The organism is Nitrosomonas marina, assembly GCF_900110145.1.
GTDB lineage: Bacteria > Pseudomonadota > Gammaproteobacteria > Burkholderiales > Nitrosomonadaceae > Nitrosomonas > Nitrosomonas marina.
In genome coordinates this window covers 1-24,281 of record NZ_FOCP01000016.1, presented here as the reverse complement: position 1 = coordinate 24,281, position 24,281 = coordinate 1, and the positions used below count along the sequence as shown (strand labels likewise).

Below are 24,281 nucleotides of genomic sequence, written 5' to 3'. Positions count from 1 at the left end.
GGTTTTCCTTTTCAGTTTCGGTGGATGGCGCGGGAGAGGGTTCTTGGGCAGACGGAAAGCGTTTCGGCGATTTCGGTGATACTCGTGTAGGGATTGTCGTCCAGCAATTGCCGCGCCTTGACGATATCGGCTTCAATCAGCTTATGCGGTCTGCCAAGCGCTTTGCCGCGTTTTTTGGCAGCGGCCAGCCCTTCCTTCGTTCTCTGGCTCAGCGTCTGGCGTTCCCATTCGGCCAGCGCGGCAACGATCATATAAAGCAGCTTGCACTATGTCGTGATCAGATTCCCGGATGCTTCCAAAGCATCTGCGCTGGGTAGTCCTGATATGCCTACGAGAATCGCAACCTCAACAATGTTACCGGAACCCTGTCCATCTTCATCTACGTAAATGGTCGTTGAGAAACCGTCATCTGTGAGGTGAATGAAATCATTGATATTCTGTGCCGCGGCATATCCCGGTAGCATGCTTGAAACATCAATCTTGTCGCCGTCCTGAAGATTCATATAAACCTTATCAACACCGGTGTCACTTTGATGAAATATAAAGGTGTCAGCACCCGCACCGCCGACAAGTATATCCGACCCATCACCGCCATATAGAATATCATCGCCGTCTCCCGCATCCAGATAGTCTGAGCCTGCACCCCCATCTAAATAATCATTACCGCCGCGATAATCATATAATCCGTCAATGCCGTCACCACCAAACAAGCGGGAATCGTTGCTGCCGCCTAATATCGTGTCGTCTCCACCTAGGCTGTGTACGGAATGAAGACTTCCTGCATTGTAAAGATAATCTCCATTTTGACTCATCAGACGAATGCCTGCGTTAAGAAGAGCAGACAGAGTTTCGGTTGTAAGGCTGTTGGTCTCTTGCGTACTCAATCCTGCAAGAATTGTATCCACGCCCTCATAGTTGGCATTCTGAACAAGTGCTTGTAATGCATCATTCACATCTCCGCCGTCCGTAACCGCCTGCACAACCACACTCACCGTAGCGGTGTCTGTATCCGTCCCATCAGATAACGTGTAAGTAAAGCTGTCGCTTCCTACGAAACCCTCATTCGGCGTATAGGTAAGGGTGTTATCTCCGTTGATCGTAACAAAACCGTTGGTCGCCGCCCCGGTTTGTGTCACAAATAAAGCGTTGTCTTCCGGGTCGCTGTCATTGGACAAAACATTAATGATAGCAGGCTGGTTTTCCGTTGTCGTTGCGGCATCGTCATTCGCCGTGGGTGCGTCATTGATCGGGGTAACAGTGATTGTGACAGTGGCGGTGTCTGTGTCCGTTCCATCTGATAAAGTGTAAGTGAAGTTGTCTTCTCCAAAGAAATCAGCATTAGGCGTATAAGTGACAATTCCGTTCGTATTCAGCACAGCCAGACCGTGCAGCACAGCGCCCAACTGCATCACGGAAAGAGGATCTCCATCCGGATCGCTATCATTGGATAAAATATCGATGAGAAATGCCGTATCCTCTGTTGTTACCGCATTGTCATCCACCGCGACAGGCGCGTCATTAACCTCAATGACCTGCACGGAAACGCTGGCCGTATCTGTGCCACCCTGCCCGTCATCAATTGTATACGTAAAACCATCATTTCCAGCAAAACCGACATTCGGTGTATAGGTGAGAGTGTTATCCGCGTTGATCGTGACAGAACCGTTTGCAGCCACACCAGTTTGGGTAACGGATAACGTGTCATTTTCCGGGTCGCTGTCATTGGATAAAACATCTACGATAAGTGCATTATTCCTTGCCGTTGTGACATTATCGTTCACAGCAACAGGGGAATTGTTCGTATTAACGACACCTCCCGTTTCGACAATGTCATCTATACTAACGCCAGAAATGCCATACAAACTTGCAATTTCAAAAGAACTGTCAGGCCCATGGCCATCAGAGTCTATAAAAACAGAGGTTGAAAAACCGTCACTTGAAAGCTGTATAAAGTCTCCAATGGCATGTTGCTCCGGATCATAACCAAGTAGCAGTGCCGAAATATCCAGGCGGTCCCCGTCCGTAGGGCTCATATAAATCTTGTCAACACCTGTATCACCTTGCCGGAAGAGAAATTTATCTACACCCGCACCGCCGACAAGTATATCCGACCCATCACCACCATATACGATGTCATCACCGTCCCCGGCATCCAGAAAATCTGCACCATCACCTCCATTCAGATAATCGTTACCGCCGCGATAATCATAAAGATTGTCATTGCCGTCACCACCATACAACCGGGAATCGTTGCTGCCGCCTTGGATAGTGTCGTCTCCGCCAAGGCTATGTACGGAATGAAAACTTCCGGCGTTATACAAATAATCGCCGTTTTGACTCAACAGACGAATGCCTGCATTAAGAAGGACAGACAGGGTATCGGACGTGAGATTGTTAATCTCCTGAGTACTCAGCCCTGCAAGAACGGTATCCGCACCTTCATAATCGGCATTTTGTACAAACGCCTGTAATGTATCATTCACGTCTCCGCCACCCACAGCCGCCTGCACGGTGACATTCACTGTCGCAGTATCCGTATACGTGCCGTCAGACAGGGTATAAGTAAAGCTGTCATTGCCTGAGAAACCTACACTTGGCGTATAGGTGAGAGTGTTATCTCCGTTGACCATGACAGAACCGTTCACAGCCACGCCAATTTGGGTCACGGATAACGTGTCGTTTTCCGGGTCGCTGTCATTGGACAGTACATCAATGACCACAGCCTGGTTTTCTATCGTCAATGCGGCGTCATCAACAGCATCGGGTGCGGTATTTACAATAGCAAGGGTAAACAAACCACTTGCCACATCATAAACACCGTCTGCGAACTGAAGAATCTCTATATTGTCAAGTGTATCCGTCCCTTCACTTCCTACAGTATCCTCAACACTCAGTGAACCAATATTGCCCTCAATTACATATCCAGCATAAACACCTTCATAAACAGATATATCAATGCCCCTGCCTCCATGTAGCTTATCGTTTCCGTCAGCCCCGTACAGATAAGTTATTTGTCCGGAAAACGTATTACTGGATAATGTGTCGTTACCGCCATATCCGTACAAATTCTTATCGCCGGTGCCATTGTTCCAATTACCACCTTGTACGCCATCGTCATGTTGCGTACCGTGGACGTTGATAGCGATGTTGTCGGTTGATAAGACAGTACCATCTGCAAAATGCAGCTCATCGATAATATTTTCATCATCACCGCCATTTCCAATCGCGCTGAGTGAAACCGAGCCGCGCCCTTTGACTTCGAATACTACATGCCATGTATCAACAAACGCGCGAGTTTTCGAAATATGAAAGCTGACATCCTCGGGTAAAATTCCAACCCCGAACTCTATAATGTCGAAACCGCCTCCATTGTTGTAACCCATTCCGTTCCTGATTAAATCATGTCCGTAATCGTAACGATAAATATCGTTGCCAAGTCCGCCAATAAGAACGTCGTTACCTGATCCACCGTCCAGAATATCGTCCGTACCAATATAAGAGTAGTGTCCTGTAGGAAGCCGGACGCGTTGATCCATACCGTAAAGAACATCGTTACCTTCACCTCCAATTAATGTGTCGTTGCCATCGCCTCCGCGCAGTTCATCATCAAAATGGGTTCCATTAACCGTAACCCCGCCGTTGCCACCTTCAATCAGGCTTTCGCTGAACATGGCAGTGATATCAGCCCAATCCAGCGTGTTTGACGAGCTTTGTGTAACCGCATTGGAAAGACGCGTGATGTCATCAGTTGCCAGGTTATCCAAGCTTTGCACATTATCTATATACTGTGCTACCGCATACCAGAATCCTTCAACATCACCGTGGGATACAGCGTTTGATGAGAGCTGATCAAGTATTGACTGTGAAAGAGAAAAGCTACCTTCAAAGCTGTCAGTAAACGGGTTATAGTTCACGTCAGAACCAAACAATGCAGAACCACCGGACTGGAATATCAGTCTTGCAGAAAATGCGCCAACCAAAGCATCCCATGACTGGCTTATGGCCTGTATACCGGTATCTAAGTGAGGCATAAAAGGGCCGAGATCAAACCATGTATCCGTATACTCTGATTCTTGCCCGGCAAGTTTGCGAAGAACCAGAAATTCCGGAATCTGTCCGTACAGGCCATGTACACTGTAATCAGGTGATGATCGTGCTGCATCTGCATCAATACCGGCCCACCTATAAAGCATGGATTCTACTTCCGAGTGCACCGCATCAAAATCATTGAAGTAATCTTCAAAGTTTCGTCCAGTCATAAAAGTCTGAACTTGTTCGAGCAACCCTCCCGTTCCGTTATCCATGCTCATAGCGACATGTAGATCGGGCAAATTTCCGTATCCACGCATGGTCGGCAGGAACAATGTACGAATATCCAGCGTATAGTCCTGAGAATACACAGTTTGCCGGAGATCAATTTCGAACCAGGCATCGACGATTTCACGGGTCGTACCGTCAGTCATTCGAAATGTACCGGTATGCGTAATCGTGTTGCCTTCTATGATGCGTCTAAAGCCGCCACCTACCATCCCGACATATGAATCCAGCGCATAATTGGCAATATCAATATTCTCGATGCCTGCCGCATTCAGCGTCATCAACTCACCGTCTTCCGATATGCCGTTGCTGTTGCTATCCTGCCATATTCGCAAATCAGCCCAGACATCATCCAATACGCTGATCACACCATCACTGTTACTGTCATGGGCTGCGAGTTTCTCAAAACCGTTCTCTTGACCAAGATCGGTAAAACCGCCATTGAGGTAATAACTCAGAAGAATCTCAGAGCCGAATAGTTCACTAACATTATCTATGGCCCCGTTTCCATTCTTATCCAGTGCCAGCAATCCGTCCTGAGGTGCCACCCAGCCGACTTTCTCACGAAATCCATCGCCCCAAGTATCGAAATACGCCGCATCGCTATTTATTGACAATAAATCAATAGCACCATTTCCATCTATATCAAGTACAAGCGGTGATCCAACAGGAGGAGGTATAGGTGGACCGCGTCCAGGAATATCGAATATCGGTAGATCTTTAAGCCATTGGGCTAAAGCAGAACTAAAGTTTGGTCCAATATTTTCAATCTCTTGCGCCCATCCTGCTAGATTCTCGAATGTGCCCCCTATGAGATTTAATATTTGTTGAAACGTTTCTAATCGTCCATTAATCTGTTCTATGTCTCCTTCTGGATGAATCTCCTCCGTGAAAGTTTGCATAGATTCGAAGATCGAGCTTAGCCACTGAGCTTGGTGCTCGTAGTCTTGAAAAATATCTGATAATTTTTGTTGTGATGAAATGCTGGAACCGAAGCCTAATAATAAGCCATCCTTTGTAATATCAAGAAAACCTTCACCTGGCAATACAGCTTTAAATAGCTTTTCTGCTCGATCTGGGTTGTGTTTGGCTAAAATGCTCAATGGGGCATACAAAGAAAAAGCTTCTGGCGGCAGATTAGATTTACTTAATGCAGAAGTGTGAATATCAATTGTTTCTTGGAAATTTAATTCCCCGTTACCGCCAGCTAATTTATTATTAACCCGCTGAAGTACATCAGCCTTCATCAACTCATACTGAGTTCGTAAACGACTATCTGCTCCTGCCGAAAAATCAATCCCTAAATTATTAGCGATATTTTCTGTATGATTGTTAGCTAATACGCCATTGATATTACTGTCATTCACTACATTTCGTGCTAAATCAGCATAATTTACAACATCAACTAGCCCTGCATCCTGCGCAGCAAGCTTAAGGGCTTTATAATAAACGTCTGCTCTGTTCTGACTTTGAATATGAAGCGCTTTAAAGTCCTCAAAACTGAGGTTTGCCAGATTCTCGAGATTGGAGGTGTCTAGTACATTCACAATGTTTCCTTTGATCCACAAGATTTATGATAGTTAATCTGATTTGCCAAGAAAAATTGGGCTGTATCTGGTTTTTCAAAACTATCGATCATATTAATCACGTTATCCTTAAGGTTTTTCCAATCAGATAACAGCTTCCGACTGTACGATATTTTAATCCAGAATTTTTCATTCATAAAAAAATGATTCTCACATTGAGGCCTATCATTCTTTGTTATGTGTTCCGAGCATATTATATATGAGACAGTATTCTTTTCATTTTTCTCAACCCATACGTCCGAATGATCCTGTACTTCATTTTCTGGCTGTTTGTAATGGATAAGTCCGTATTCATTTCCAACGAGTTCTGTTGCCTCTAAGTGAGTGATTGTTTTTTGAGCGAATTCACCAAAGGGAATTGCTGAACGCTTACTGGTAATCAGTACTCTTATATTTTTCCACCAAACATCCTCTTTAATAAATTCCAATGGAGTACCGTTGGGAACAATATTTCCACCAGGATACCAGGTTTGCAGAAGAGCCGATTCATTCCCTACTGATGTATGTATAAATTTTAAGTACTCTAGAGGTATATAGAGCGAATGCTGATTAAGTACTGCGTGAGTTAGTTCGATATTCTTAGTACATGCCTTTTCATCTATCTGTGGCTCGCAGCCAATCAATAATCCTAAGACTATAACCTTGAAAACGATTTGGCTGGCATAAATTAATCTAGATGGTGTTTTGGTGTTCAAAATGAACCTCTGAATACTCCTCATAAAATCTCCTACGCAGCTCAAGATATTAAATAGCACTTTATTAATTACTAAATTTTAATTCAGCAAACCAGTTTTTCTTAAAGCTTGTTCGAATTCATCAAGATTGTCGTTATTGATCAGCTTCACGACATATTTCGGATAATCGGCCAGGTCGTTCATCATGCTGGCGTATTTCTTCATCTGGGCGCTGGCCTGTTCGATCTGGTCTGTCGTGGGCATGGCGAGGCTCCTTTTCAGTCTCGGTGAATGGCGCGGGAGAGCGTACGGGGGCAAACGGATAGATTCTCGGCGATTTCGGTGATGCTCGTACAGGGGTTATTGTCCAGCAATTGTCTGGCTTTAACGATATCGGCCTCAATCAGCTTGTGCGGCCTGCCCAGCGTTTTGCCGCGTTTTTTGGCGGCGGCCAGTCCTTCCTTCGTTCTCTGGCTCAACGTCTGACGCTCCCATTCGGCCAGCGCTGCGGCGATCACATAGAGCAGCTTGCCTTCCGGCGTGGTGGTATCAAAATTCTGCGTGAGGGACTTGAACTGAATCTTGCGCCGGTGGAGTTTTTCCAGCTCGCCCAGCGCATCGAGCACGGAGCGAAACGCCCGGTCGAGCGACGATACGACAAACACATCGCCGGGTTTGAGCTGCGCCGTGACCTGTTCGTAAACGGGCCGGTGCTTCTTCACCGCCGATACGCCGTCCTCAATGAAGACCTGATCGCATTCCTTCTCCAGCGCCAGAATCTGGCGGTCGATCAACTGCCTGCCGGTCGAGGTGCGGATATAGCCCAAACGTGTCATGGCTTGTCCCTTCCGCTGCGGCGGAAGGCGGAAATCTTGGATGATTTCATTATCCTGCCGCACTGGACAAAAAGGAACGTATTTGTCCATCCCGTTCGTTCCAAAATCCGCATTTTAAAAATCCCTTTGAATCAATCTGTTGGCTTAAATACAACAGCCAGTAAATTGATTATGGCAATCGTAACAAAAACCTTCGTTTTTGACGTTTAGCCGATCCGGTTCGGTTTGTCACCAAAATTCTGCAACTTCACCACATGAGGATATTATGAACACAAGACTAAGCGGCGCTTTGTGCGCCGGGATGATTTCGCTTGGAGTGGCGGTGCACAGCCATGCCACGCCCGTAACGGCGGTTTTTGACAGCACCATCGATCTTTCAGGACTGGGCGGAGCAGCCAACGCGCCGTTTAAAATCGAATACACCTACGATGACGCCGCGCCTGATTTCGATCCATCGGGCAATCAGGGCGGATATGAGATTCTCTCCGGCACGGCGCAGGTTGGCACCGACAATCTGACATTCGGCGGCGGAGCGATCCGGATTTTCAACAATATTTCCTTTCCTTCCGGGGCGCTCGATAAATACAGTTTCTCAGCGCACAGCATAACGGGAAGCGTGCTCGGACTCTCATTGCTGAGTGTCGGGTTTGAACTGTACGATATTCACGGCGGTATGTTTTTTAGCGATGCTCTGCCGAATGACTTCTCGTTCACGCCCCGCATCGATACCGGCAACCGTCAACTGAGAGACACGTCCAACCCAAGCGGGCCGTTTACGGTCAACACGTTTTCCAACAGAGAAGCCGGAGAGTTTTTTGCGCTGGATTTTGCCGGGAACACGACAACACCGCTTTCCGAACCGTCTATGATTATGCTCATGGGGCTGGGCCTGACCGGCTTGATAGGGTTTATGCGCAGGCGGAATAGTCATGTCTGACGTCGTGGCAAAAACAATCATGCCAAAAGCTTGCGGCTATTGTTGTGTTTTCCTCCTGATAGCACTATTATGGCCGTTGTCCGTGCAGGCGGATTTGAAAGAAGATATCGACCGCGCGATCATTAAAGGCAACGCAGCGGACACGAGCCGCACCGATCATGAAAAGCTGTTTGTATATCGCTGTGAATCCATAGCAAAAGCAATTGGGTTTTCTGAAACGGCTTCGGGTCGTGCGACAAAATATTCGTGCGACCAGCCCGGTGTCGGCATCGCTTTATACGCCGGTTCGGATTTGGGCGACCATTCCCCTGAAAGTATCGGAACATACTTTAAAAGTGAGCTGACTAAATATGGCATGAATGCTCAGGTATTCATTCAGGATAATGGCAATTACGGCAGCAGCATGGGGTTTTATATTAATGGCGATAGCTGGCTTAATGAACCCGTTCGGCCATCCAGAGGGGTAGAACTGATTGAAGCATTAGCAGCTGAAGCCAAGCTTATTCTGTTTAAGCGGGGCAGAATTCAAACTTTACGCTGACAGCAAAACGACACAGTTTATTTTTTAGGGATCAGCGTATCAAAAACAGCGCTCTCATTGGCAGTATTGGTTATCTGATAGGAGTTTTCAGTTTTTTGCAGATCGATACTGCCGTTATTCATACCGGCTTTAGCAGCGCGTTGATGGTCTTCCATATCATGCGCATGCAACCAGCCTTCAAAATCGGAATTCCCAAGAATCTTATCGGCGTCGATTGAGCCGTCCCGAATTCCTTGATTGAGCTCAACGGCGATCTGGCGGCGGCGTTCGGTCTTGTCTTCAATGCTCATTAGTCGTTTGTAGCTTTCCTCGTCCAAATACTCAGCCGCGAGGTTTTCGGCGAAGTTCTCGCCGTACCGCGCAGCCAGTTGATCCTCGATCTGCTGGAGGGTCATGTTATGGATCATGAGCGCGAGCATGCGCTCGTCGCGCTCGCGCTTTTTCTGATTGTCACTGCCGGGATAATCCATATCCGTGCGTCCGCTTGTATTGACGGTTAATCCACCGATGGTGGGATCGCCAATATTCTGCATCTGAGCGGCAGTGTAATAATTATGGCGAATCTCCTCGACCAACTCAGCAGACGAAATCCGGCGCGACGCGTCGAACTGCGCTGTCAAATTCCCGGCATTGTGCGGATCGAATTCAGCCATAAGATCATGTTTCCATAAGCGTTTCGTTACAAACACTATAGGTTGTAATGCTTAAAAATCCTTTAAGAAATCAAGGAAACCGGTATCGTGCAAGGGTGGGAGTCCTGGTAGATCAGATTTAAATTGTCCTTAATACCAATAAATATTATAATCAGGTATAGATATTTGAATGAATGGAGGAGGATATGGCTGTTCAGAAAAATACCAGCGTTACGCTCGGCGAACATTTCGAGAAGTTTCTGGCGCACCAGATCGAAACCGGGCGTTACGGTTCGGCGAGCGAAGCGATCCGCGCCGGGCTTCGTCTGCTGGAAGAGCGCGAGGCCAAGCTGGAAGCGCTGCGCCGCGCCCTGATCGAGGGTGAACAAAGCGGCACCACCGATTATTCCCTGCAAAGCGTACTGGATGAGCTGGAAAATGAACACTAGATGGGGTCGTTCATCCTCAAGCAAAAAGCCAGGGATGACCTGCTTGCCATTGGCCGCTACACAAGGAAAGAATGGGGCAAAGCGCAACAAGTGCGCTATTTGACGCAGATCGACCATGCATTTCGCGCTCTGGCGGACAAACCCGATCTTGGCCGCTCATGCGATGACATCCGGGAAGGGTATTTCAAATACGGTGTTGGCAAACATGTCATTTTTTACCGCCAGACCGGAAAAGGCCAAATCGAAATTGTCCGCATTCTGCATGGCCGTATGGATATCGAACAGCATTTGTAATGCTGTTCTCAACAGTGTACGGCCCCGACTCAAAACCCGCCGAAAGCCGCAGGGTTTCGGCGGCGCGTATTTTTGCCCTTTCAAAAAAAACGCTGCCAGCTTTGAACTCGCAGCGCCTTGATTTTGTCAATGATTCCAGAAGATGTGAATTTCTTCGTACCCCGTTTCTATGGTGAAGATATCACCGCTTAATTCCATATCCCTGCCCATACGTTCATAGTCGATATAATAAGCCAGGTTCTCGGGAATCTGCGTGGTGTCTTCGGTCAAACTTTCCGCAAAATCAGCCAGTGATTTATAACAGCCGCAATAATTTTCTTCTGCCGCTGTTCTGGCTTCCTCCAGATCACCGCCGAAATTGTTCAACAACTCCCCGCCAAAATCCGGGTATTCCTCAATGAAACAGGCGATTTTATGCACCGTTTCAAGCCCTTCATATTCGCTTAAAGCGTAACCGTCAAAACCTTCATAGTCATGAATGGCGTATTCTTCCGCGAAACCTTCCGGGCTTTCGGCAAGCATTTGATTAACCTGGTTCCAGATATCATCCAGATCATCGGTGGCGTTGATCCAAACGCCGTGAAGTTTGCCGTTATTGTAAGCCGCCAAATCTGCCACATAAATTCTGATATCGTTGTTCATCGCCGTATCTCCTTAAAGTATGAGTTTGAAGGCGAAGGCTTTTGCCTCGCGCATAAAACTCATGGAAGACACAGGTTTAAGCGGGGGTGAGAATGTCCAGAAAAATTGCGGAGGGTCTGCCCCACGTTAGTGGATCAGGCGGAAACCGTCATTTTTCTTGATATTCGAGGGGGAAGGCCCCTTTAAGGATTTTGTTTGATGACCGCCGGATGAACATTCATCCGGCGCAAGCGTTTCACTCCGGCAGATTAACGGTAATGCCGGGCAATGCTCATCGGAAACGCGATCTGGAAATACACATCCAGTATACGAACCCGTTCCAGGTTCTGAAACTTGCGATACAAGCGCTCGCCTTTCGCATCCAGAGCCAGATAGCAATTATCCAGCCAGCGAAAATCCGCATCGTTGCCGAAAATTTCCTCATCATCCGGGATCGTGTAAGGAGACCCATCAAGCTCAAGCAACTTGCCGGGAAATTCCGATATAGCACCGTAGATTCTGGTCGGAAACTGGCGGCGCGGGATCAATTGGCGTATTTCACGCACCGCATGCCAGAGTCCGTCCGCTATTTCGGGTGTTTGTAATTCTTCAAGCGATAAAGCATAGATGATCCGTTCATTCTTCGTGCAAGACATCATCGTCCTCCGTTGAGAGGACTGGCCAGTCGGGGGTTAGTCAAAGCGTCGCGACAGGTGCTATCGTAGCGCTGGCGCAATACGGCCCTGACTCACGAAAAAGTCACTTTGATAAAAACGGATCGGGAATTGCCGGTTTATGGATCGTTGACTGAGTGGTGGTCGGGCAATGAATACTGCCGCACTCGTTTATTTCGCCTGAAACAGGGAGCGCAGTTTTGAGAAATATGCCTGCGACAAGTCGTTTGCACCCAGACAGTGACCGGCAAACAAGGCTTCCATCTCGACATCGAGCATTTCCGCACTGTGCACGATCTTTTCCATTTCAGTAAAATTCGCCGCGATGCTTTGATAGAGCGCTTGCCAGACTTGGATCAATTCGCCATTGAATTGTCCCAACAGCTCCAGGCCCGGACTGTCTTTGAAGGTATCGTGATTGAGTGCCATCGACAGCCGCGTAATCGGCACAGGATGTTCTTCGCGAAACAGCATGTTCCGAACGAACGGGTTGAGTGTCAGAAATTCATGCGCTGGCCCTGCGCCGAGCGCATGCACGGTGGTAAAACACTCATGGATTTCCATGACAAGGAAAGCGGCCAGTGCGCCGGTCAGCACGCAAACCGTTCTTTGATCGTCCAGCCCGTTATCTTCGCAATATTTGAATACGCACAGCAAGCCGTGCGCATCGGCTTCTTCTTCAATCGGTTGATGAACGCAGAAATGCGTGTTGCGGGCGGAAAATTCCGGGTATTGTCCCAACTCCGCTGCGAATTCCTTCTCCAGCCCTTCCAGTATTTCCACATTGCGCAGACTGACACCTTCCGCTTGTGCGTATTGGCCGTGATTGCAATAGGCGTGCGAGAATTCATGGCCCAATATATAAACGAACGCGCCGCGGCAGGCCAGAAAATGCGCCATTTTCTGTGTAAAAGGATAGGTTGAGGGATGTTCGATCCCGGTGGCTTCATGACCGTTTGCCGGTTTTTGGCTTCCACGCTCCAGCTGCTTTTGCAGCCGGTGCATGACATGCCATTTCTCATCCGCATGCGGATATTCAAAGTCGCGCTCGTTTTTGAGGGCGTTATAACCGTCCTTGAAAAAGCAGGCTTCGGTCAGGATGTTGAAAATATTGTTGAGATTGTTGTTTTCCGCGCCGGTGCCGAATAGCTGCGGATTGCACAACGGCAGGAGAAACCGGTAGATCATCGGCAAGACGGAGAGTAGTCCCTGGTTGAGAAACACCACGTCCGTTGTCTCATCATGGCGGATACATACGCCGTTAAGGTTTAAAAACGGCAATGACGTGACCACGATATTGCGCCGCAATGCCGGATTCCCGCTCGTATACAGCGCGTGACACAACGGTATGATATTGGCAAAACGCGCCAGAAACGGTGCGCGGTCGTATGGCGTTACGGTACAATCGTGACAGAACCTGAAATATTCCAGCGACGTATCGTAATGATGCTCGGGCATCATCGAGTAGAAATCCGCCATTGTCATGCTGGCATGGCGCTCTTCAATGTCTTTATCGCTGCTGTCTGGAGTATGATGCTCTGCGTTATGCTTGGCCACTTCCGCCGGATCGGCATTGACGCGAGACAACGCAGTGTGCTGAATGCGCTCGGCCAAGCGGCGCACTTCGTCGCTGACGTGAAACATAATAATCGGGAATGGAAATCAAACGGACATGATACGCCCGATCCGCCAAAGCCGTCCATTCGGCGAGGAAATCAGATTTGCGCGTCAAATGTTTCGGCGCGGGCAAGCAGCTCGCGGTAATCCAGCCCGTTTGCCTTGGCCTCGGCTATTTCTTTCTTTTGCAGGAATGTGCCGATCACCGGGTTGTTGCCGAATTCCCAGGCAATCTGGGACGGCAGGCGGTTTTTGTGATCGAAGACCAGGTATTTCAGCTCGCTCGACTTGATGAGTTCCTTCAGGGCCGGTTTGGCATTGAAGACCGCAACCAGATGCAGCGCATGCGCCTGTGTTACCGGGTCTTGATAATTCACGTCCGCGCCCGAGTCCATACAAGCCCTGACGTTCCAGTACTCACCTTCCTGCGCTGCGCGGAGGAATTTTTTGTTCAGTTCTGGATCGCTCATCTGTCCGTCTTTCTGCCGCTGCGCTTGAATGTGCTTCCAGCGTTCAAGCATCGCACCCCTGTCCTGAAAGGCCAGGGGTTTATGTTTTTCGCCTTCCGGTTTTTTATCACTTTTGACCGGTGCATCACAAATTTTGCCGTAAAAGCGGCCAAATTCCAGCAGTTCCGGCATAGTGCCTGGTGTAAAGGATTCACTAGAATCGTCTGCGGACAAGATTTGTGTACTGGCAAAAGGCAGCAACGTGAGCGATTGAATATCATCGCCACTCAAGCCGATCCGGTGCAGGCTGTAAGTATGACCGTTATAACGCTGTCCGTCCGTTCCGGTATCGGCGTCATCGGCCAGAAAGATCATCAAGCCGTCCCGGTTGATCAGCACGGCCCAACCGGACAAGGCCCGGTTGCCGATAATGGTGCGGGTCGCCTTGCACTGGCTGAAAAGGATTTCGTTGACGCTGTAAAACCGCCCATCCGGCGATAACAGGAAGGTGAGCATACGATTCAGGATTTTATCGCCGCTCTCGCGCCTGCTTTTATAATCGCCTTCAAGTGCCGCCAGTTTCGCATCGATCAAATCCTGGGCAGACAGGCCGGTATGGTCGAGCATGGCGTATATGGCCGCATAGGGAATATCCTCTTTACGGATCGCCTTAAAATCCGTGGATAAAAAGCGCTGATCCTGTAAAAACGCGCAGATTGCGGACAGCTTTTCAGGTTTCAGGCCCCTCGGCTGACGTAGCCCGGTTTGCCTGTCGGTCTTACCATCGGCAAAACGGAGCAAGTCCTGTGATTGCACCGGCCAGCCCAAATCCTGTTTCTCGCGCTTGTCCGGCCCGCCGCTGCCAATGCAGTGCAAAGCGTCCAGGCGCTTTTCTTCTTCCTCGGATATTTCCGGGAACGTGAAATCATTCGTCTTCGAACACATGATCGCATCGGCCACATCGATCCAGGCGAAACCTTTCATGAGCTTGTAGGCTTTGAGGCGCATCCGCATGCGCTGCAAATGCCAGTGCGAGAATTCCGGTGTGTGTGTGGTGGCCATAACCAGAGAGTATACGGTATCCAACCGGCGCACGGTTGGTCGCCAGTCCAGAAGGCGAATATTCTGGTCGAAGGTTCCAAGGGGAGTGAAATCCCTTTGGTGCGCATCCAATCTGCACAAGGTTGGTGGTGGTCAATCGGCAAAACGATTGTGCATGGTTCGGTGCAGGTGGAGAGGCATGTCTCCAAGTCCTGCGAGTGATAAAACGGCGATACGTTTTGATGGTGTGGTGAGGTTGGAACGGATTATCGTTCCCGTAAACACACCATCTCAGCCGGGGGATGCAACGGGGGTGCGCAGCGAGCCCCCTTGCCAAGATGGTACTGTATTACAGTACACATCTTGCAGTCAGTCTTATGTGGTCGCACTAGAAAATGTGACCCGTATGTGCACCGTTTTTTTTATGTGTCAGCCACTTGTTCAAAAGTAGCGAAGCGTTGGTAAATAAAACTCCGACTTGTTCACGAGCGAATCGCCTTAACGGCTTCTTATAAATCACGAAGATTTTTGTATACGCTCATGAGTTTGTTTGCTCTTAGAAACAATTTCTGAACAACTAAAAAACACCATCTATCGCAACTTGTAGCAATCACGTGGATAAGTCATAATAGTTTTTACCCGCCTTGGGCAAGTTGTTGAAACGGGTAACATTATTAATTCATTTGAGTTTTCAAAAAGTCAGGAGAATAAAACATGAAGATAAACAATAAGCTAGCTATAACTCTTCTGGTCTTGATATTTTTAACCTTAGGTATATTCCTATTATACAACGAACAGGAACAGCAACTAAGGCCGAATTCGAAGGAAGTAGTAATAGGAGCGGTGTTACCCATGACAGGTGACGCAGGCACTTTTGGACAAAATGCCGCACGTGGCATAGAGCTTGCAATTCTTGAAGCAAACAAAAGTAATCTTACAGATGGCCACTCGATAATAAAACTAGCGATTGAAGATTCGCGAGGAAATGCTGCAGATGCACTTTCTGCAGCGAATAAACTGATTGACGTTGATCACGCTCGATTTATAGTTGGTGATGTAACTAGCGCGGGAACGCACGCGATAATTCCAGTTATTACAAGGAAAAAAATTCCGACCATATCTCCGTCTGCATCTGATCCAGCACTAAGCGGCGCTTCGTTATTCTTTGCTCGCGTCTGGCCTTCAGATGTATATGAGGCTCACGTAATAGCTACGCATGCAATAGAAAAAAACTATTCAAAAATTGCAATAATTTACGCGAACACAGACTATGGTGTTGGTATGATGAAAGCATTTCATTCTAACATTCCTGAATCAATAAGCACAGTGGATATACCTGTAGATCGTGGCTTAGTTGATTTCAGGCCAACCTTAAAACGGATTCAGCGAAACAATGTTAATGCATTATTTGTTGTTTCATATCCAGAGGATGCAAAGCGCCTACTTGGACAAATTGAAGAAATGCGCATTGAATTGCCTATCTTAGCAACTGCCACATTTGAAGATCCGATGGTTGCATCGAGTCCAGGAGCCGAGAAAATTGTATTTGCCTCACCAGTGCCACCAGATGATAAAAATAAAACTCGTGCTACATTTATAAACGAATATAGGGAAAATTTCGAAACTGAACCGGGCGTACTATCCGACACCGGATATGATGCAGCTATGCTTTTGATACGTGCCATGGCGGCAAGTGGGGATCAAACCCCTGAAAAAATTATCCAGTTTATTCGAGACCTAAATAATTACCAAGGCGCATCAGGAATAATGAGCTTCGATAAAAATGGAGATGTGCAAAAAACTTATGGCCTCAAAACAGTTAGTGGGGGCTCTTTTGTTTGGCTTGAAAAAAATAATTGAAGCAACCCTTTCAAAATGAGTAATAGTACAAATGAATATGTCCAAAAACATTTGGTACTTGGCGGTAGTTTGGGTATTGGTCTCGCGTTTGCAGTATGTAAAGCCGAGAAAGGTGATCATGTAAAAGTCATTGCGAGACGCGAGGAGTTTCTTAATGCGGCTCAAAAAACCCTAGCTCAAGCTGGGGCTTGCAGTGTTGAAATATTATCTGGTGATCTCCTGGATAGTTCGTTTCTCTCAAAATTACAAAAAGACGGTGAACATTACGACTCTATATTTATTAGTGGGCCGTCACCCTGCGGAGGATGTCTAGAAAAAATACATTCTCTCGATAATTATTCAGCAATAATTTCAGATGCTTATCGCACAGCAATAGCTTATCCACTTGAAATCATACAGTGGGCTCTAGGGCCAGGTCTGCGCTCAGGTGGCTCTCTGTATGTGGTTGGAAGTTCCGCATCAAAAAAACAAATACTAAATACTCCATTTTATCTTTCTGCTATTTTCAGGAGAATCCTTGATGCTTTGGTGGATGAATATACACCCATTTTTCATAGAAATGAAAAAAAGCTTAAGGTGTGGCGACCAGAAGTTGTATTAACCCCGCTATCGATTAACTACGCCTGCAAGCAAGCAAAATCAGAATTAGTAAGCAATCAGAAAGCAAAAGAGATTCTAGAAGAATTATTTGGCTTAACAGAAATACCCGATAGTCAGAAGTATGTTACTGACCAGTTAGCATTAGAAGAGGATAAGGGTGCCAGATCAAGATAAAAAATGGAGATGGGTTGTTTGTTTTGGCTGGGGAGTTATTGTTCTTTCGGTTATTTATATTGGAATATATATATATAGTCATTTTACTACGAGCACAGAAACACAATCTGTACAATCGAATTACTTAAAAATTTTTTTTGCGCCAATAATTGCATTCCAATGGATAGCTTTTGTTTTGGCTAAACATTGGTATATTCCATCTGAAATACAAAAAAATGTACTGAGTAAAATATTGCATTTGCTGTTAGACGTATTAGTTGCTGCAACTTTTGCCGCTTTTATCGCGTTTAGTACAAATTTGGTTACTACCCCTGAGGCTAAAGATATTGCAGTCGCATTAGCTCTTGCAATTGTTATCTTATCGATTCAGTTAATTTCCAATGCTGTAGGCATTACTGAAAAAACTTCACAAAATATAGAAGCTGTAACAGAAGCAAAAAATGAGCTCATAGAAGCAAAAGATAAACTCATAGAAGATTTCCAAAATGAAACAAGTAAAATCAGAGAATCTGCAGAAACTCTTAATAAATACAAAGATATTATATCAAGTGTAGCATATTCAGATATTGCAGCTAGGGCTCTTGAGGTCAAACAGCAAACATTATCTGTTGATGATAAAGTACGCCCTTTCCTTGCGACAGCAATTCAGGCTTCAGTTCATAATACCAAGCAGTGGTTATCGTTAGGTTCCAAGTTACAGAACAACCATAACTTACTTCATTCTCGTACTTGGTGGGGGCTGATGGAAACATACTATCGCGAAGAGCGATATGATATTGCAAGATATGAAATAGTAACCAACGTACGTAATTATGCGTTTATTATTTTGAGATTAATCTGGGATTTTCTTAGTTCTGAGGTGAGCGGGAAGAAAATAATTGTCGGTCAAGTAACACCGTTTCCTCCAAAGGATTTTTATAATTACCCAAATGGTTCGAGTGATAACCGCTTCTATCATGATGCCGAATTTTTCGGAACATATCGACGAGGATTATCATTTCTAACAAAACATCCTGATATCAAAATACGCCGAATCGTTCTGGGCACGAATGAGAAGCCAAATAGAGACCTAGGCTGGAATCTAGATCACATATTAAAAATTATAATTGGCTGTCGCTACATGCATGTGATTCCTACATCTGTGCCGATTGATATTAGAAACCAAAATAATCATTCAATAAGTCATCATGAAGACGTAGAAAAATTGCTTGTTTCAGCGATACATGCAAAAACCGATGAAGATGACAAACACAAACTCCCACCTGATCCAGCTTCACGATTACGGAGAATTAAAGAACCCTATTATTCATGGGTGCCCGTTTACTCAGATAATCGATGGCAAAATCCGGATACGTGGCTATATGGACTAACAAAAAATTATAATATTTTGGATAAGACACGTAAAAATTTTTATAACCAGCGATGGGATCAAGTTACTGTAACCAATGATGAGAAAATACTAAGCAATGGGAATCATATGGGACTTTCAATTAGTAAAATAATTGAAAGAACTAAAATTAAAGAATCTGATTATTGGACTCGCTTAATGCAGATTTGTGAAAAATATATTCCGTCTTCAGGCGAAGGAAATGAAGATCAAAGAAAATTAGACAAATCTAAAAAGAGATTAGAATCATTAAAACAAGAAGTAACAGAAAACATCCAAGCCTTGAATGCTCAAAATTCTTTTCCTTGGTGGAAACAAGAACATCAACTAACAAATGCCATTATTGAAAACGTAATTGAAATTTTCAAGTCTGTTCAAATAATCGACGAGCAACTTGTTGCACTTGATAGTTCATTAATTTCTACATCTTCCTTGGGATTGCCTATGGGAAAATCAGAAAAATGGCTTTACTGGTGGCTTGCCATATTAGAAAGCGAGCTATCTGTGCCTTTAATTGGAGATTCTCAGCACTGCGAAGAATCAATTGGATTACCCACTATTTGGCAGCGTTTCTGTGAGGATATCTTAGGGACAGCGGCATGTACGCCGGTAAGTGATAGAGAATTTATACTCAATAAAGACTCTCAAATGCAAGCAGAGGTATTCAATCGCTTTCGTCTTGCAGTACTCTCGCAGGACAGTAAAAGTGTACATTCATGCAAGTCTATACGATATGTAGAAGAAAATGACCTTAAGTCAGAGTTTCTGATAATTGGTATAGAGGATTCTACAGGAAAAGTTGATTGGCAATGAGTCGTTGGTGCGGAATTGGCCGATCCCTTTCATTCAACTCGACTAACCATCACTTATAAAGATGTTGATACTGACAACAAAAATGAACTAACAAAACACTCAGATTGGTTTGATGAAATATGGCGGGACCAGGAAACTGCACAACTAACCGAAGAATTCCTTGCGCTCATGACAGCTGATGCTACTTTGAAAGAGATACCAAAAAATCAACTAACTTATATATCAAACTTAATCCGTGAGCTAGGCGAAACAAATCAATAAATATGGAAACATTATTTTTTGTACTACAGATCGGACTAATCTACGGGATAGCCGGCCTTGCCGTTAGAATGATTTTAAGTGTATCCGGTGGCGGTTTTGATCTATTTGTTGCTATTTCTGCCCTAATAAGCGCAGAGATTGGAATTGCAGTCGCAAATTTTTGGCAAGCTGATTCAATTTCCGAAGTCTTGCTGGCATGTTGTATAGGAATTCTTTCTGCTGGATTAATTGGTTATTTATGGAGCGTTTTAATAAGCTTATCTAAGTTGAGAAAGTCACCGGCACTAGCCATTTTTATTGGATCGTTTGGAGCACTAATGTTCATAATGGGAAGCGTAGGTGTATTACGCGGCCCCGGACTCAGAACTTTTGAAAATATTTCTGGGCAAACGATAGACTTTCTGAATATGTATGTAGGAATTGGTATTTTTTCGGGACTCACTCTGACAGGCATGGCTATTTTAATCAGTCTAGCTTTTCTAAAACTACCTATCGGCTACGCTTTGCGTTTATATACAATAAACCCTTTTTTATCATTGGAAATTGGCATAAATAAAGATCGAGTTCGTCAACTAGGAACTATTTTCACTGGATTTCTTGCCGGAGTGGCTGGTTGTGCTATGGCCCTAACGGGCGGTAGTACGCCTGAGCTTGGAATGAAGCTTTTTTTATATGGTATTGGCGCAGCGCTTCTATTTGAATCTAGGGAGTTATTTTATCCTTTAATTTCTGGGTTTATCTTGGGAGCAATGCAAGTAGGAATTCAACTTTACCTTGCCCCTGCGTGGAGTGAAAGTATTATGTTTGCAGTAATAGTAACTGTTCTCATACTACGCGGAACAAGCAGAGAAGTCAGCGGTGTAAGATGAGTTTTATTCTATCTACTTTTCTACTAATTCTAATATATTCTGCTTGTGGAATAATAGCAGGTGCATTACAAAAGTCCCTTGGACTGCTTTCAGTTGGGCATGCGGCAATACTAGGTTGTGGGGCATACGGTTATGCTGTAATGACAGCAAAATATGGGCTAGATTCTTCTTGGGGCGTCGTTATGGCTTTTTTAATTGGAGCCATCTCAGGAATCGGATTAACTACTATTGCTATACGAGTCAAAGCAGAACGGTATGCGCTTGTTAGTTTCGGCATACATGTCGCTTGGATTGGTTTAGTAACCAATGTTAGCGCTTTAACTGGCGGTGTACTTGGTATATCAGGAATACCCACACTTGGTAGTGATATTGTTTTATATGCAAGTATATTAGTTCTGATAGTACTGGCGACATATGTCTTTGTATTATTGGAAGGAACACCATTAGGAGCAGGTTGTTCCGTAATTTCTCAAAGCATAGAATTAGCCAAAACGTTAGGTATAAGATATTCACTCATATTTGCTGGATTGGGATTGATTTACGGAGCTATTATCGGTTTAAGTGGCGCTATTCTTGCAGTTCACCTTACATTTATTGATCCCACACTTTTTTTAATTTCAACATCTGTAACCATTCTAAGCATTGCGTTTTTTGTTGTTACTCAGGGGGCTATTGGTGGTTTATTGGGGGCTACCCTTCTGGTTGGGGTTCCACAGTTTGTAAGGCTTCTTGGCATTTCATCAGCAACTGCTGGTTATATTCAGCTAATGTTTAGTGGAATAGCCATCATAATTGCAACGATTCTGTTTTTTGGTGACGATAGGAAGCAAGAGCTATGATATCTCATCTTATGCTGAATGATATTACAGTGCATTTTGGCAGTACAAAAGTATTGAACAGGATAAAATTGCAATTACCTAGTAACGGTATATTGGCATTAGTTGGCCCAAACGGAGCAGGAAAATCAACACTCTTAGATGTACTTTCTGGATTTATCAATACTTCAGGTGGATGTATAAATTCACGGCAATTAACAACTGCTTTAACTAAAAAAGAACTTCAAAGCTTTTTTGTACGTTTACACCAGCGACTTGTAATTCCACATGATTTAACCGTATACGAATTTTTACATATAGCGAAGCAACCTAAAAAGGCAACGTCTCCTCTACAGCTTTCTAATAGGATTGTGTGCACCGAAAAGAAAATAAAAGAATTTGTTCCAGAATGGCTTATATCACTTTTATTGAGTGCTAATTTGCAAAATTCATTTGATAAAAAGATAGGTGAACTTTCCTATGGCCAAAAAAGAATAGTCGCTATCGGAGCTGTACTTTTATCTTCAAAATCTGGAATCCTCCTTGATGAACCTATGGCTGGTTTATCTAGCGCTACCCGTAAAGTAGCATTAGAAGTTATAAAAAAACATGGGGCAAAACGCCTTATACTAATTACAGAACACGATCTTGATACTGTTAAGAAAATGGCAGATGAATTAATCGTCCTTGTCGGAGGACAAATTGCAGGAAAATATTCCGGTAACAGTCTTGCACAGATTAACCTCCTCGGTCATTTTCTAGATAGTAATACAAAATGAAGAAAATTGCAGAAATAGATGGCCTGTCAATAGGCTATGACAATCACGCAATAGTTCATAATATATGTATTGATCTGAATGAGGGTGAGTCACTGCTTATCATTGGTCATAATGGCGCCGGCAAAACAACACTACTTCGAACAATTTTTGGCTTACACCCCAAGATTGAAGGGTTAATTAAACTGTTAGGAAATGAAGTTTTAACTGACTTAATTAGTCAACATATAATTTCAGGGATACGCTTCTTAGGTCAAGATTCTATGAGTTTTGAAGATTTGAAAATCTTTGAACATCGTCGTGTACTATGCAATCTTTATGGGTTTCAAGATAACCAGGATGCTACGCAGAATAATCATTATGATGAAAATATACTTATTAGTGCTTTGTCTATAGGTCAACGTCGTTTAGAGACGCTACGCATGTTAGAGATGGGCTCTCCCAAATTGTTTCTTCTGGATGAACCAACAGCTGGAATTGATACAAGAAACAGCATGGGTATTATCAATTGGATTAAAAGAGCGCAAGAAAAAAATGTTTCATTTATTGTAGCTGAACATAATTTCGAAGTAATGCTTAGTATATGTGATAAAACTTTGGTAATTAGAGCGGGTGAAGTAACATATTTTGGCCCCAGTTCAATTTTATTGAATAAAAATAAATTAGAAGAGTATTTTCTTTAAAAATTATTTGTCAGGAGATTTTAACTATGAAAAATATAGTTACTACAATGAAAAATCACAGTCACCCAAACATGCCAAATGTAAACATTTATGCTTGGTCTAATGTGGCTTCTGGTAATCCTCAAGAAGTGATTGTAAAAGTGGCTCCTAACACTATTGTTCCACTTCATGCTCATTCTGTTGATGCACAAATGGTCATAATAGATGGTAGCGCAGAAGTTCTTTATGATCAAAAGCAGCTTTATGAAGCCAATCTAAATCTTAATAAAAAAAATGTAAAAGCGGGAGATATAGTTTATTTTAAAGCAAAATTGGCTCATGGCTTTAGAGCTTTTGAAAATGGACTTACTTTTTTGTCAATAAATGGTGGAATAGTCGATAAAAATACTCTCAAGTGGGACTTAACTGATGGGTAGTTGCTAATGTTATAAAAGAAATTTTTCCACAGAAAAACTTCTTTTTTTGTTACCCTTATTTAAACAAAAAAAGAATTAAATAGAATTAATGTGTTACAGTCATGCAAATACCCCATATATCGACGAGCGCTGGAAACAGGCTGGCATAAAAGACTATCGCCTTCACATAACCAAGTGTGACAAACAATCCTGCGAGGAAACTGGCAGGTAATCCGCCGCCGGTACTGAAGTATTTACAGATCAAATTCTTCGTCCGGCTTCGGATCAGATTGATACCGAACCAGATCAGGTGCATACCCGTCGCGATTTTGACCGCTAAAAAGAACCCCCCGTCAGTTCGAACGGGGCTGTCAATCCCAGTATTGCCAGTACAACAAAAATCAAATCTCACCAAGCACGATGCCCATTGAAACGGCACCACCGTTTGCCAGATTCATCGTGGCCGAACGGACGACAACCAGGGCCACACTCGTGCTGGGTATGGCGGCAAGCATTATCATGATGATAACCAGCGCTGAAACGTCAAAAAGGCTCATAGGGATGTAAGCGTCCAACCCCGCCATCTATAAATTAGAATCTGATCTGTTTATCCTCGGGCATTTTCAAAGGAGGATGAGCGATGACTACACAGGAACAGCAGTTACGTCATATCAGGGCGTGGCAGTCGAGCGGATTGTCGCAGACGTCTTATTGTCGCAAGCATGGCCTGAACAGCAAGACTTTTGGAAACTGGCTGCGTACTTACCGGAGAACGCAATTGCGTAGTCAACCGGGATCAATGGTACCGGTGACGATTACACCAGCTGTGCCGGTTACAGATTACTTGAGGCTGCGTTGTTCAGGCGGTCATACACTCGAAGTACCGGCGAATGTATCGCCGCAATGGCTGGGCGAATTGTTGAAATGTCTGGACTGATTGCTCATGTTGGACAAATCTGGATGGTCGTTGAGCCGGTGGA

At 44.8% G+C, this 24,281-nt stretch carries 28 protein-coding genes; 16 read left to right on the top strand and 12 right to left on the bottom strand.

Going from position 1 to position 24,281, the window contains the following annotated elements:
* Positions 1–11: 11 nt before the first annotated feature.
* The 5 genes from BMX44_RS11210 to BMX44_RS11195 all read right to left on the bottom strand — a co-directional run bounded on the left by BMX44_RS11210 (position 12) and on the right by BMX44_RS11195 (position 7,503).
* Positions 12–251 carry a recombinase family protein gene (locus BMX44_RS11210; protein WP_090633032.1) on the bottom strand — a complete coding sequence of 80 codons (240 nt, stop codon included), beginning with the start codon at positions 249–251 and terminating at the stop codon, positions 12–14.
* 15 nt (positions 252–266) lie between these two features.
* Positions 267–5,864: an Ig-like domain-containing protein gene (locus tag BMX44_RS17440; RefSeq protein WP_090633030.1), complete on the bottom strand. Its 5,598-nt coding sequence runs from the start codon at positions 5,862–5,864 to the stop codon at positions 267–269.
* On the bottom strand, positions 5,861–6,598 hold the full coding sequence (locus BMX44_RS11200; RefSeq protein ID WP_143056933.1) for a hypothetical protein: 738 nt from the start codon (positions 6,596–6,598) through the stop codon (positions 5,861–5,863). The genes BMX44_RS17440 and BMX44_RS11200 overlap by 4 nt, the downstream gene beginning before the upstream one ends.
* A gap of 78 nt (positions 6,599–6,676) precedes the next feature.
* Positions 6,677–6,841: a hypothetical protein gene (locus tag BMX44_RS16840; RefSeq protein ID WP_177167735.1), complete on the bottom strand. Its 165-nt coding sequence runs from the start codon at positions 6,839–6,841 to the stop codon at positions 6,677–6,679.
* 14 nt (positions 6,842–6,855) lie between these two features.
* Complete coding sequence (locus BMX44_RS11195; protein ID WP_090633025.1) at positions 6,856–7,503, bottom strand: recombinase family protein; 648 nt, start codon at positions 7,501–7,503, stop codon at positions 6,856–6,858.
* A 175-nt stretch (positions 7,504–7,678) separates the two neighbouring features.
* Here BMX44_RS11195 and BMX44_RS11190 point away from each other — a divergent pair, with 175 nt between their 5' ends.
* On the top strand, positions 7,679–8,350 hold the full coding sequence (locus BMX44_RS11190; protein WP_090633023.1) for a PEP-CTERM sorting domain-containing protein: 672 nt from the start codon (positions 7,679–7,681) through the stop codon (positions 8,348–8,350).
* Positions 8,343–8,891, top strand: coding sequence for a hypothetical protein (locus BMX44_RS11185; protein WP_090633021.1), 549 nt, complete (start codon positions 8,343–8,345; stop codon positions 8,889–8,891). Before BMX44_RS11190 ends, BMX44_RS11185 begins: the two co-directional genes overlap by 8 nt.
* Before the next feature lie 17 nt (positions 8,892–8,908).
* Here BMX44_RS11185 and BMX44_RS11180 read toward each other — a convergent pair whose 3' ends face one another.
* Entirely contained in the window at positions 8,909–9,544 is a 636-nt protein-coding gene (locus BMX44_RS11180; RefSeq protein WP_090633019.1) for a hypothetical protein, read from the bottom strand.
* A 185-nt stretch (positions 9,545–9,729) separates the two neighbouring features.
* Between BMX44_RS11180 and BMX44_RS11175 the strand changes: the two genes are divergently transcribed.
* Together BMX44_RS11175 and BMX44_RS11170 are read left to right on the top strand one after the other, a co-directional pair.
* Complete coding sequence (locus tag BMX44_RS11175; RefSeq protein WP_090633017.1) at positions 9,730–9,972, top strand: type II toxin-antitoxin system ParD family antitoxin; 243 nt, start codon at positions 9,730–9,732, stop codon at positions 9,970–9,972.
* Positions 9,973–10,266 carry a type II toxin-antitoxin system RelE/ParE family toxin gene (locus tag BMX44_RS11170; RefSeq protein WP_090633015.1) on the top strand — a complete coding sequence of 98 codons (294 nt, stop codon included), beginning with the start codon at positions 9,973–9,975 and terminating at the stop codon, positions 10,264–10,266.
* A gap of 126 nt (positions 10,267–10,392) precedes the next feature.
* On the opposite strand, the gene BMX44_RS11165 is transcribed toward BMX44_RS11170, so the two are convergent.
* The 4 genes from BMX44_RS11165 to BMX44_RS11150 all read right to left on the bottom strand — a co-directional run bounded on the left by BMX44_RS11165 (position 10,393) and on the right by BMX44_RS11150 (position 14,635).
* A complete protein-coding gene (locus tag BMX44_RS11165; RefSeq protein WP_090633013.1) occupies positions 10,393–10,908 on the bottom strand; it encodes an antirestriction protein ArdA in 516 nt (171 codons plus the stop codon).
* A 248-nt stretch (positions 10,909–11,156) separates the two neighbouring features.
* The gene (locus tag BMX44_RS11160; RefSeq protein WP_090633011.1) at positions 11,157–11,543 is read right to left on the bottom strand and encodes a hypothetical protein; all 387 of its coding nucleotides are present in this window, start codon (positions 11,541–11,543) and stop codon (positions 11,157–11,159) included.
* 189 nt (positions 11,544–11,732) lie between these two features.
* Positions 11,733–13,205 (bottom strand): hypothetical protein, encoded by a 1,473-nt coding sequence (locus BMX44_RS11155; RefSeq protein ID WP_090633010.1) that lies wholly within the window; start codon positions 13,203–13,205, stop codon positions 11,733–11,735.
* Between the two features lie 71 nt (positions 13,206–13,276).
* Positions 13,277–14,635 (bottom strand): hypothetical protein, encoded by a 1,359-nt coding sequence (locus BMX44_RS11150; protein ID WP_143056932.1) that lies wholly within the window; start codon positions 14,633–14,635, stop codon positions 13,277–13,279.
* Between the two features lie 15 nt (positions 14,636–14,650).
* On the opposite strand from BMX44_RS11150, the gene BMX44_RS16580 reads away from it, so the two are divergent.
* The 11 genes from BMX44_RS16580 to BMX44_RS11105 all read left to right on the top strand — a co-directional run bounded on the left by BMX44_RS16580 (position 14,651) and on the right by BMX44_RS11105 (position 23,322).
* Positions 14,651–14,890, top strand: coding sequence for a hypothetical protein (locus BMX44_RS16580; protein ID WP_143056931.1), 240 nt, complete (start codon positions 14,651–14,653; stop codon positions 14,888–14,890).
* Positions 14,868–15,119, top strand: coding sequence for a hypothetical protein (locus BMX44_RS16575; protein ID WP_143056930.1), 252 nt, complete (start codon positions 14,868–14,870; stop codon positions 15,117–15,119). The genes BMX44_RS16580 and BMX44_RS16575 overlap by 23 nt, the downstream gene beginning before the upstream one ends.
* A gap of 263 nt (positions 15,120–15,382) precedes the next feature.
* Positions 15,383–16,528: an ABC transporter substrate-binding protein gene (locus tag BMX44_RS11145; protein ID WP_090633005.1), complete on the top strand. Its 1,146-nt coding sequence runs from the start codon at positions 15,383–15,385 to the stop codon at positions 16,526–16,528.
* A 15-nt stretch (positions 16,529–16,543) separates the two neighbouring features.
* The gene (locus BMX44_RS11140) at positions 16,544–17,302 is read left to right on the top strand and encodes a Rossmann-fold NAD(P)-binding domain-containing protein (RefSeq protein WP_090633003.1); all 759 of its coding nucleotides are present in this window, start codon (positions 16,544–16,546) and stop codon (positions 17,300–17,302) included.
* Positions 17,286–19,502, top strand: coding sequence for a hypothetical protein (locus BMX44_RS11135; RefSeq protein ID WP_090633001.1), 2,217 nt, complete (start codon positions 17,286–17,288; stop codon positions 19,500–19,502). Before BMX44_RS11140 ends, BMX44_RS11135 begins: the two co-directional genes overlap by 17 nt.
* A gap of 15 nt (positions 19,503–19,517) precedes the next feature.
* Complete coding sequence (locus BMX44_RS11130; RefSeq protein WP_090632999.1) at positions 19,518–19,763, top strand: hypothetical protein; 246 nt, start codon at positions 19,518–19,520, stop codon at positions 19,761–19,763.
* A 2-nt stretch (positions 19,764–19,765) separates the two neighbouring features.
* Complete coding sequence (locus BMX44_RS11125) at positions 19,766–20,632, top strand: ABC transporter permease subunit (protein ID WP_090632996.1); 867 nt, start codon at positions 19,766–19,768, stop codon at positions 20,630–20,632.
* A complete protein-coding gene (locus BMX44_RS11120; RefSeq protein WP_090632994.1) occupies positions 20,629–21,471 on the top strand; it encodes a branched-chain amino acid ABC transporter permease in 843 nt (280 codons plus the stop codon). Before BMX44_RS11125 ends, BMX44_RS11120 begins: the two co-directional genes overlap by 4 nt.
* Positions 21,468–22,226, top strand: a complete 759-nt coding sequence (locus BMX44_RS11115) for an ATP-binding cassette domain-containing protein (RefSeq protein ID WP_090632992.1) — start codon at positions 21,468–21,470, stop codon at positions 22,224–22,226. The genes BMX44_RS11120 and BMX44_RS11115 overlap by 4 nt, the downstream gene beginning before the upstream one ends.
* Positions 22,223–22,906: an ATP-binding cassette domain-containing protein gene (locus tag BMX44_RS11110; protein ID WP_090632990.1), complete on the top strand. Its 684-nt coding sequence runs from the start codon at positions 22,223–22,225 to the stop codon at positions 22,904–22,906. Before BMX44_RS11115 ends, BMX44_RS11110 begins: the two co-directional genes overlap by 4 nt.
* 26 nt (positions 22,907–22,932) lie before the next feature.
* Positions 22,933–23,322, top strand: a complete 390-nt coding sequence (locus BMX44_RS11105; protein ID WP_090632986.1) for a cupin domain-containing protein — start codon at positions 22,933–22,935, stop codon at positions 23,320–23,322.
* An 85-nt stretch (positions 23,323–23,407) separates the two neighbouring features.
* On the opposite strand, the gene BMX44_RS11100 is transcribed toward BMX44_RS11105, so the two are convergent.
* Positions 23,408–23,713: a LysE family transporter gene (locus BMX44_RS11100; protein WP_177167734.1), complete on the bottom strand. Its 306-nt coding sequence runs from the start codon at positions 23,711–23,713 to the stop codon at positions 23,408–23,410.
* The gene (locus BMX44_RS16570) at positions 23,703–23,885 is read right to left on the bottom strand and encodes a hypothetical protein (RefSeq protein WP_143056929.1); all 183 of its coding nucleotides are present in this window, start codon (positions 23,883–23,885) and stop codon (positions 23,703–23,705) included. The genes BMX44_RS11100 and BMX44_RS16570 overlap by 11 nt, the downstream gene beginning before the upstream one ends.
* 56 nt (positions 23,886–23,941) lie before the next feature.
* On the opposite strand from BMX44_RS16570, the gene tnpA reads away from it, so the two are divergent.
* Positions 23,942–24,238 (top strand): IS66 family insertion sequence element accessory protein TnpA, encoded by a 297-nt coding sequence (tnpA, locus tag BMX44_RS11095; RefSeq protein ID WP_090631131.1) that lies wholly within the window; start codon positions 23,942–23,944, stop codon positions 24,236–24,238.
* Positions 24,239–24,281: the final 43 nt, after the last annotated feature.

Bases quoted from the DNA above. Each gene is read 5' to 3' on its own strand.
- BMX44_RS11210 (WP_090633032.1), bottom strand. From the start codon at position 251: ATGATCGTTGCCGCGCTGGCCGAATGGGAACGCCAGACGCTGAGCCAG.
- BMX44_RS11170 (WP_090633015.1), top strand. From the start codon at position 9,973: ATGGGGTCGTTCATCCTCAAGCAAAAAGCCAGGGATGACCTGCTTGCC.
- BMX44_RS16840 (WP_177167735.1), bottom strand. From the start codon at position 6,841: ATGCCCACGACAGACCAGATCGAACAGGCCAGCGCCCAGATGAAGAAA.
- BMX44_RS16580 (WP_143056931.1), top strand. From the start codon at position 14,651: ATGCCAGTGCGAGAATTCCGGTGTGTGTGTGGTGGCCATAACCAGAGA.
- BMX44_RS11120 (WP_090632994.1), top strand. From the start codon at position 20,629: ATGAGTTTTATTCTATCTACTTTTCTACTAATTCTAATATATTCTGCT.
- BMX44_RS11190 (WP_090633023.1), top strand. From the start codon at position 7,679: ATGAACACAAGACTAAGCGGCGCTTTGTGCGCCGGGATGATTTCGCTT.
- BMX44_RS11160 (WP_090633011.1), bottom strand. From the start codon at position 11,543: ATGTCTTGCACGAAGAATGAACGGATCATCTATGCTTTATCGCTTGAA.
- BMX44_RS16575 (WP_143056930.1), top strand. From the start codon at position 14,868: ATGTCTCCAAGTCCTGCGAGTGATAAAACGGCGATACGTTTTGATGGT.
- BMX44_RS11125 (WP_090632996.1), top strand. From the start codon at position 19,766: ATGGAAACATTATTTTTTGTACTACAGATCGGACTAATCTACGGGATA.
- tnpA (WP_090631131.1), top strand. From the start codon at position 23,942: ATGACTACACAGGAACAGCAGTTACGTCATATCAGGGCGTGGCAGTCG.
- BMX44_RS11155 (WP_090633010.1), bottom strand. From the start codon at position 13,205: ATGTTTCACGTCAGCGACGAAGTGCGCCGCTTGGCCGAGCGCATTCAG.
- BMX44_RS11115 (WP_090632992.1), top strand. From the start codon at position 21,468: ATGATATCTCATCTTATGCTGAATGATATTACAGTGCATTTTGGCAGT.
- BMX44_RS11105 (WP_090632986.1), top strand. From the start codon at position 22,933: ATGAAAAATATAGTTACTACAATGAAAAATCACAGTCACCCAAACATG.
- BMX44_RS11140 (WP_090633003.1), top strand. From the start codon at position 16,544: ATGAGTAATAGTACAAATGAATATGTCCAAAAACATTTGGTACTTGGC.
- BMX44_RS11110 (WP_090632990.1), top strand. From the start codon at position 22,223: ATGAAGAAAATTGCAGAAATAGATGGCCTGTCAATAGGCTATGACAAT.
- BMX44_RS11150 (WP_143056932.1), bottom strand. From the start codon at position 14,635: ATGCGCCTCAAAGCCTACAAGCTCATGAAAGGTTTCGCCTGGATCGAT.
- BMX44_RS11195 (WP_090633025.1), bottom strand. From the start codon at position 7,503: ATGGACAAATACGTTCCTTTTTGTCCAGTGCGGCAGGATAATGAAATC.
- BMX44_RS11185 (WP_090633021.1), top strand. From the start codon at position 8,343: ATGTCTGACGTCGTGGCAAAAACAATCATGCCAAAAGCTTGCGGCTAT.
- BMX44_RS11145 (WP_090633005.1), top strand. From the start codon at position 15,383: ATGAAGATAAACAATAAGCTAGCTATAACTCTTCTGGTCTTGATATTT.
- BMX44_RS11180 (WP_090633019.1), bottom strand. From the start codon at position 9,544: ATGGCTGAATTCGATCCGCACAATGCCGGGAATTTGACAGCGCAGTTC.
- BMX44_RS11165 (WP_090633013.1), bottom strand. From the start codon at position 10,908: ATGAACAACGATATCAGAATTTATGTGGCAGATTTGGCGGCTTACAAT.
- BMX44_RS16570 (WP_143056929.1), bottom strand. From the start codon at position 23,885: ATGGCGGGGTTGGACGCTTACATCCCTATGAGCCTTTTTGACGTTTCA.
- BMX44_RS11175 (WP_090633017.1), top strand. From the start codon at position 9,730: ATGGCTGTTCAGAAAAATACCAGCGTTACGCTCGGCGAACATTTCGAG.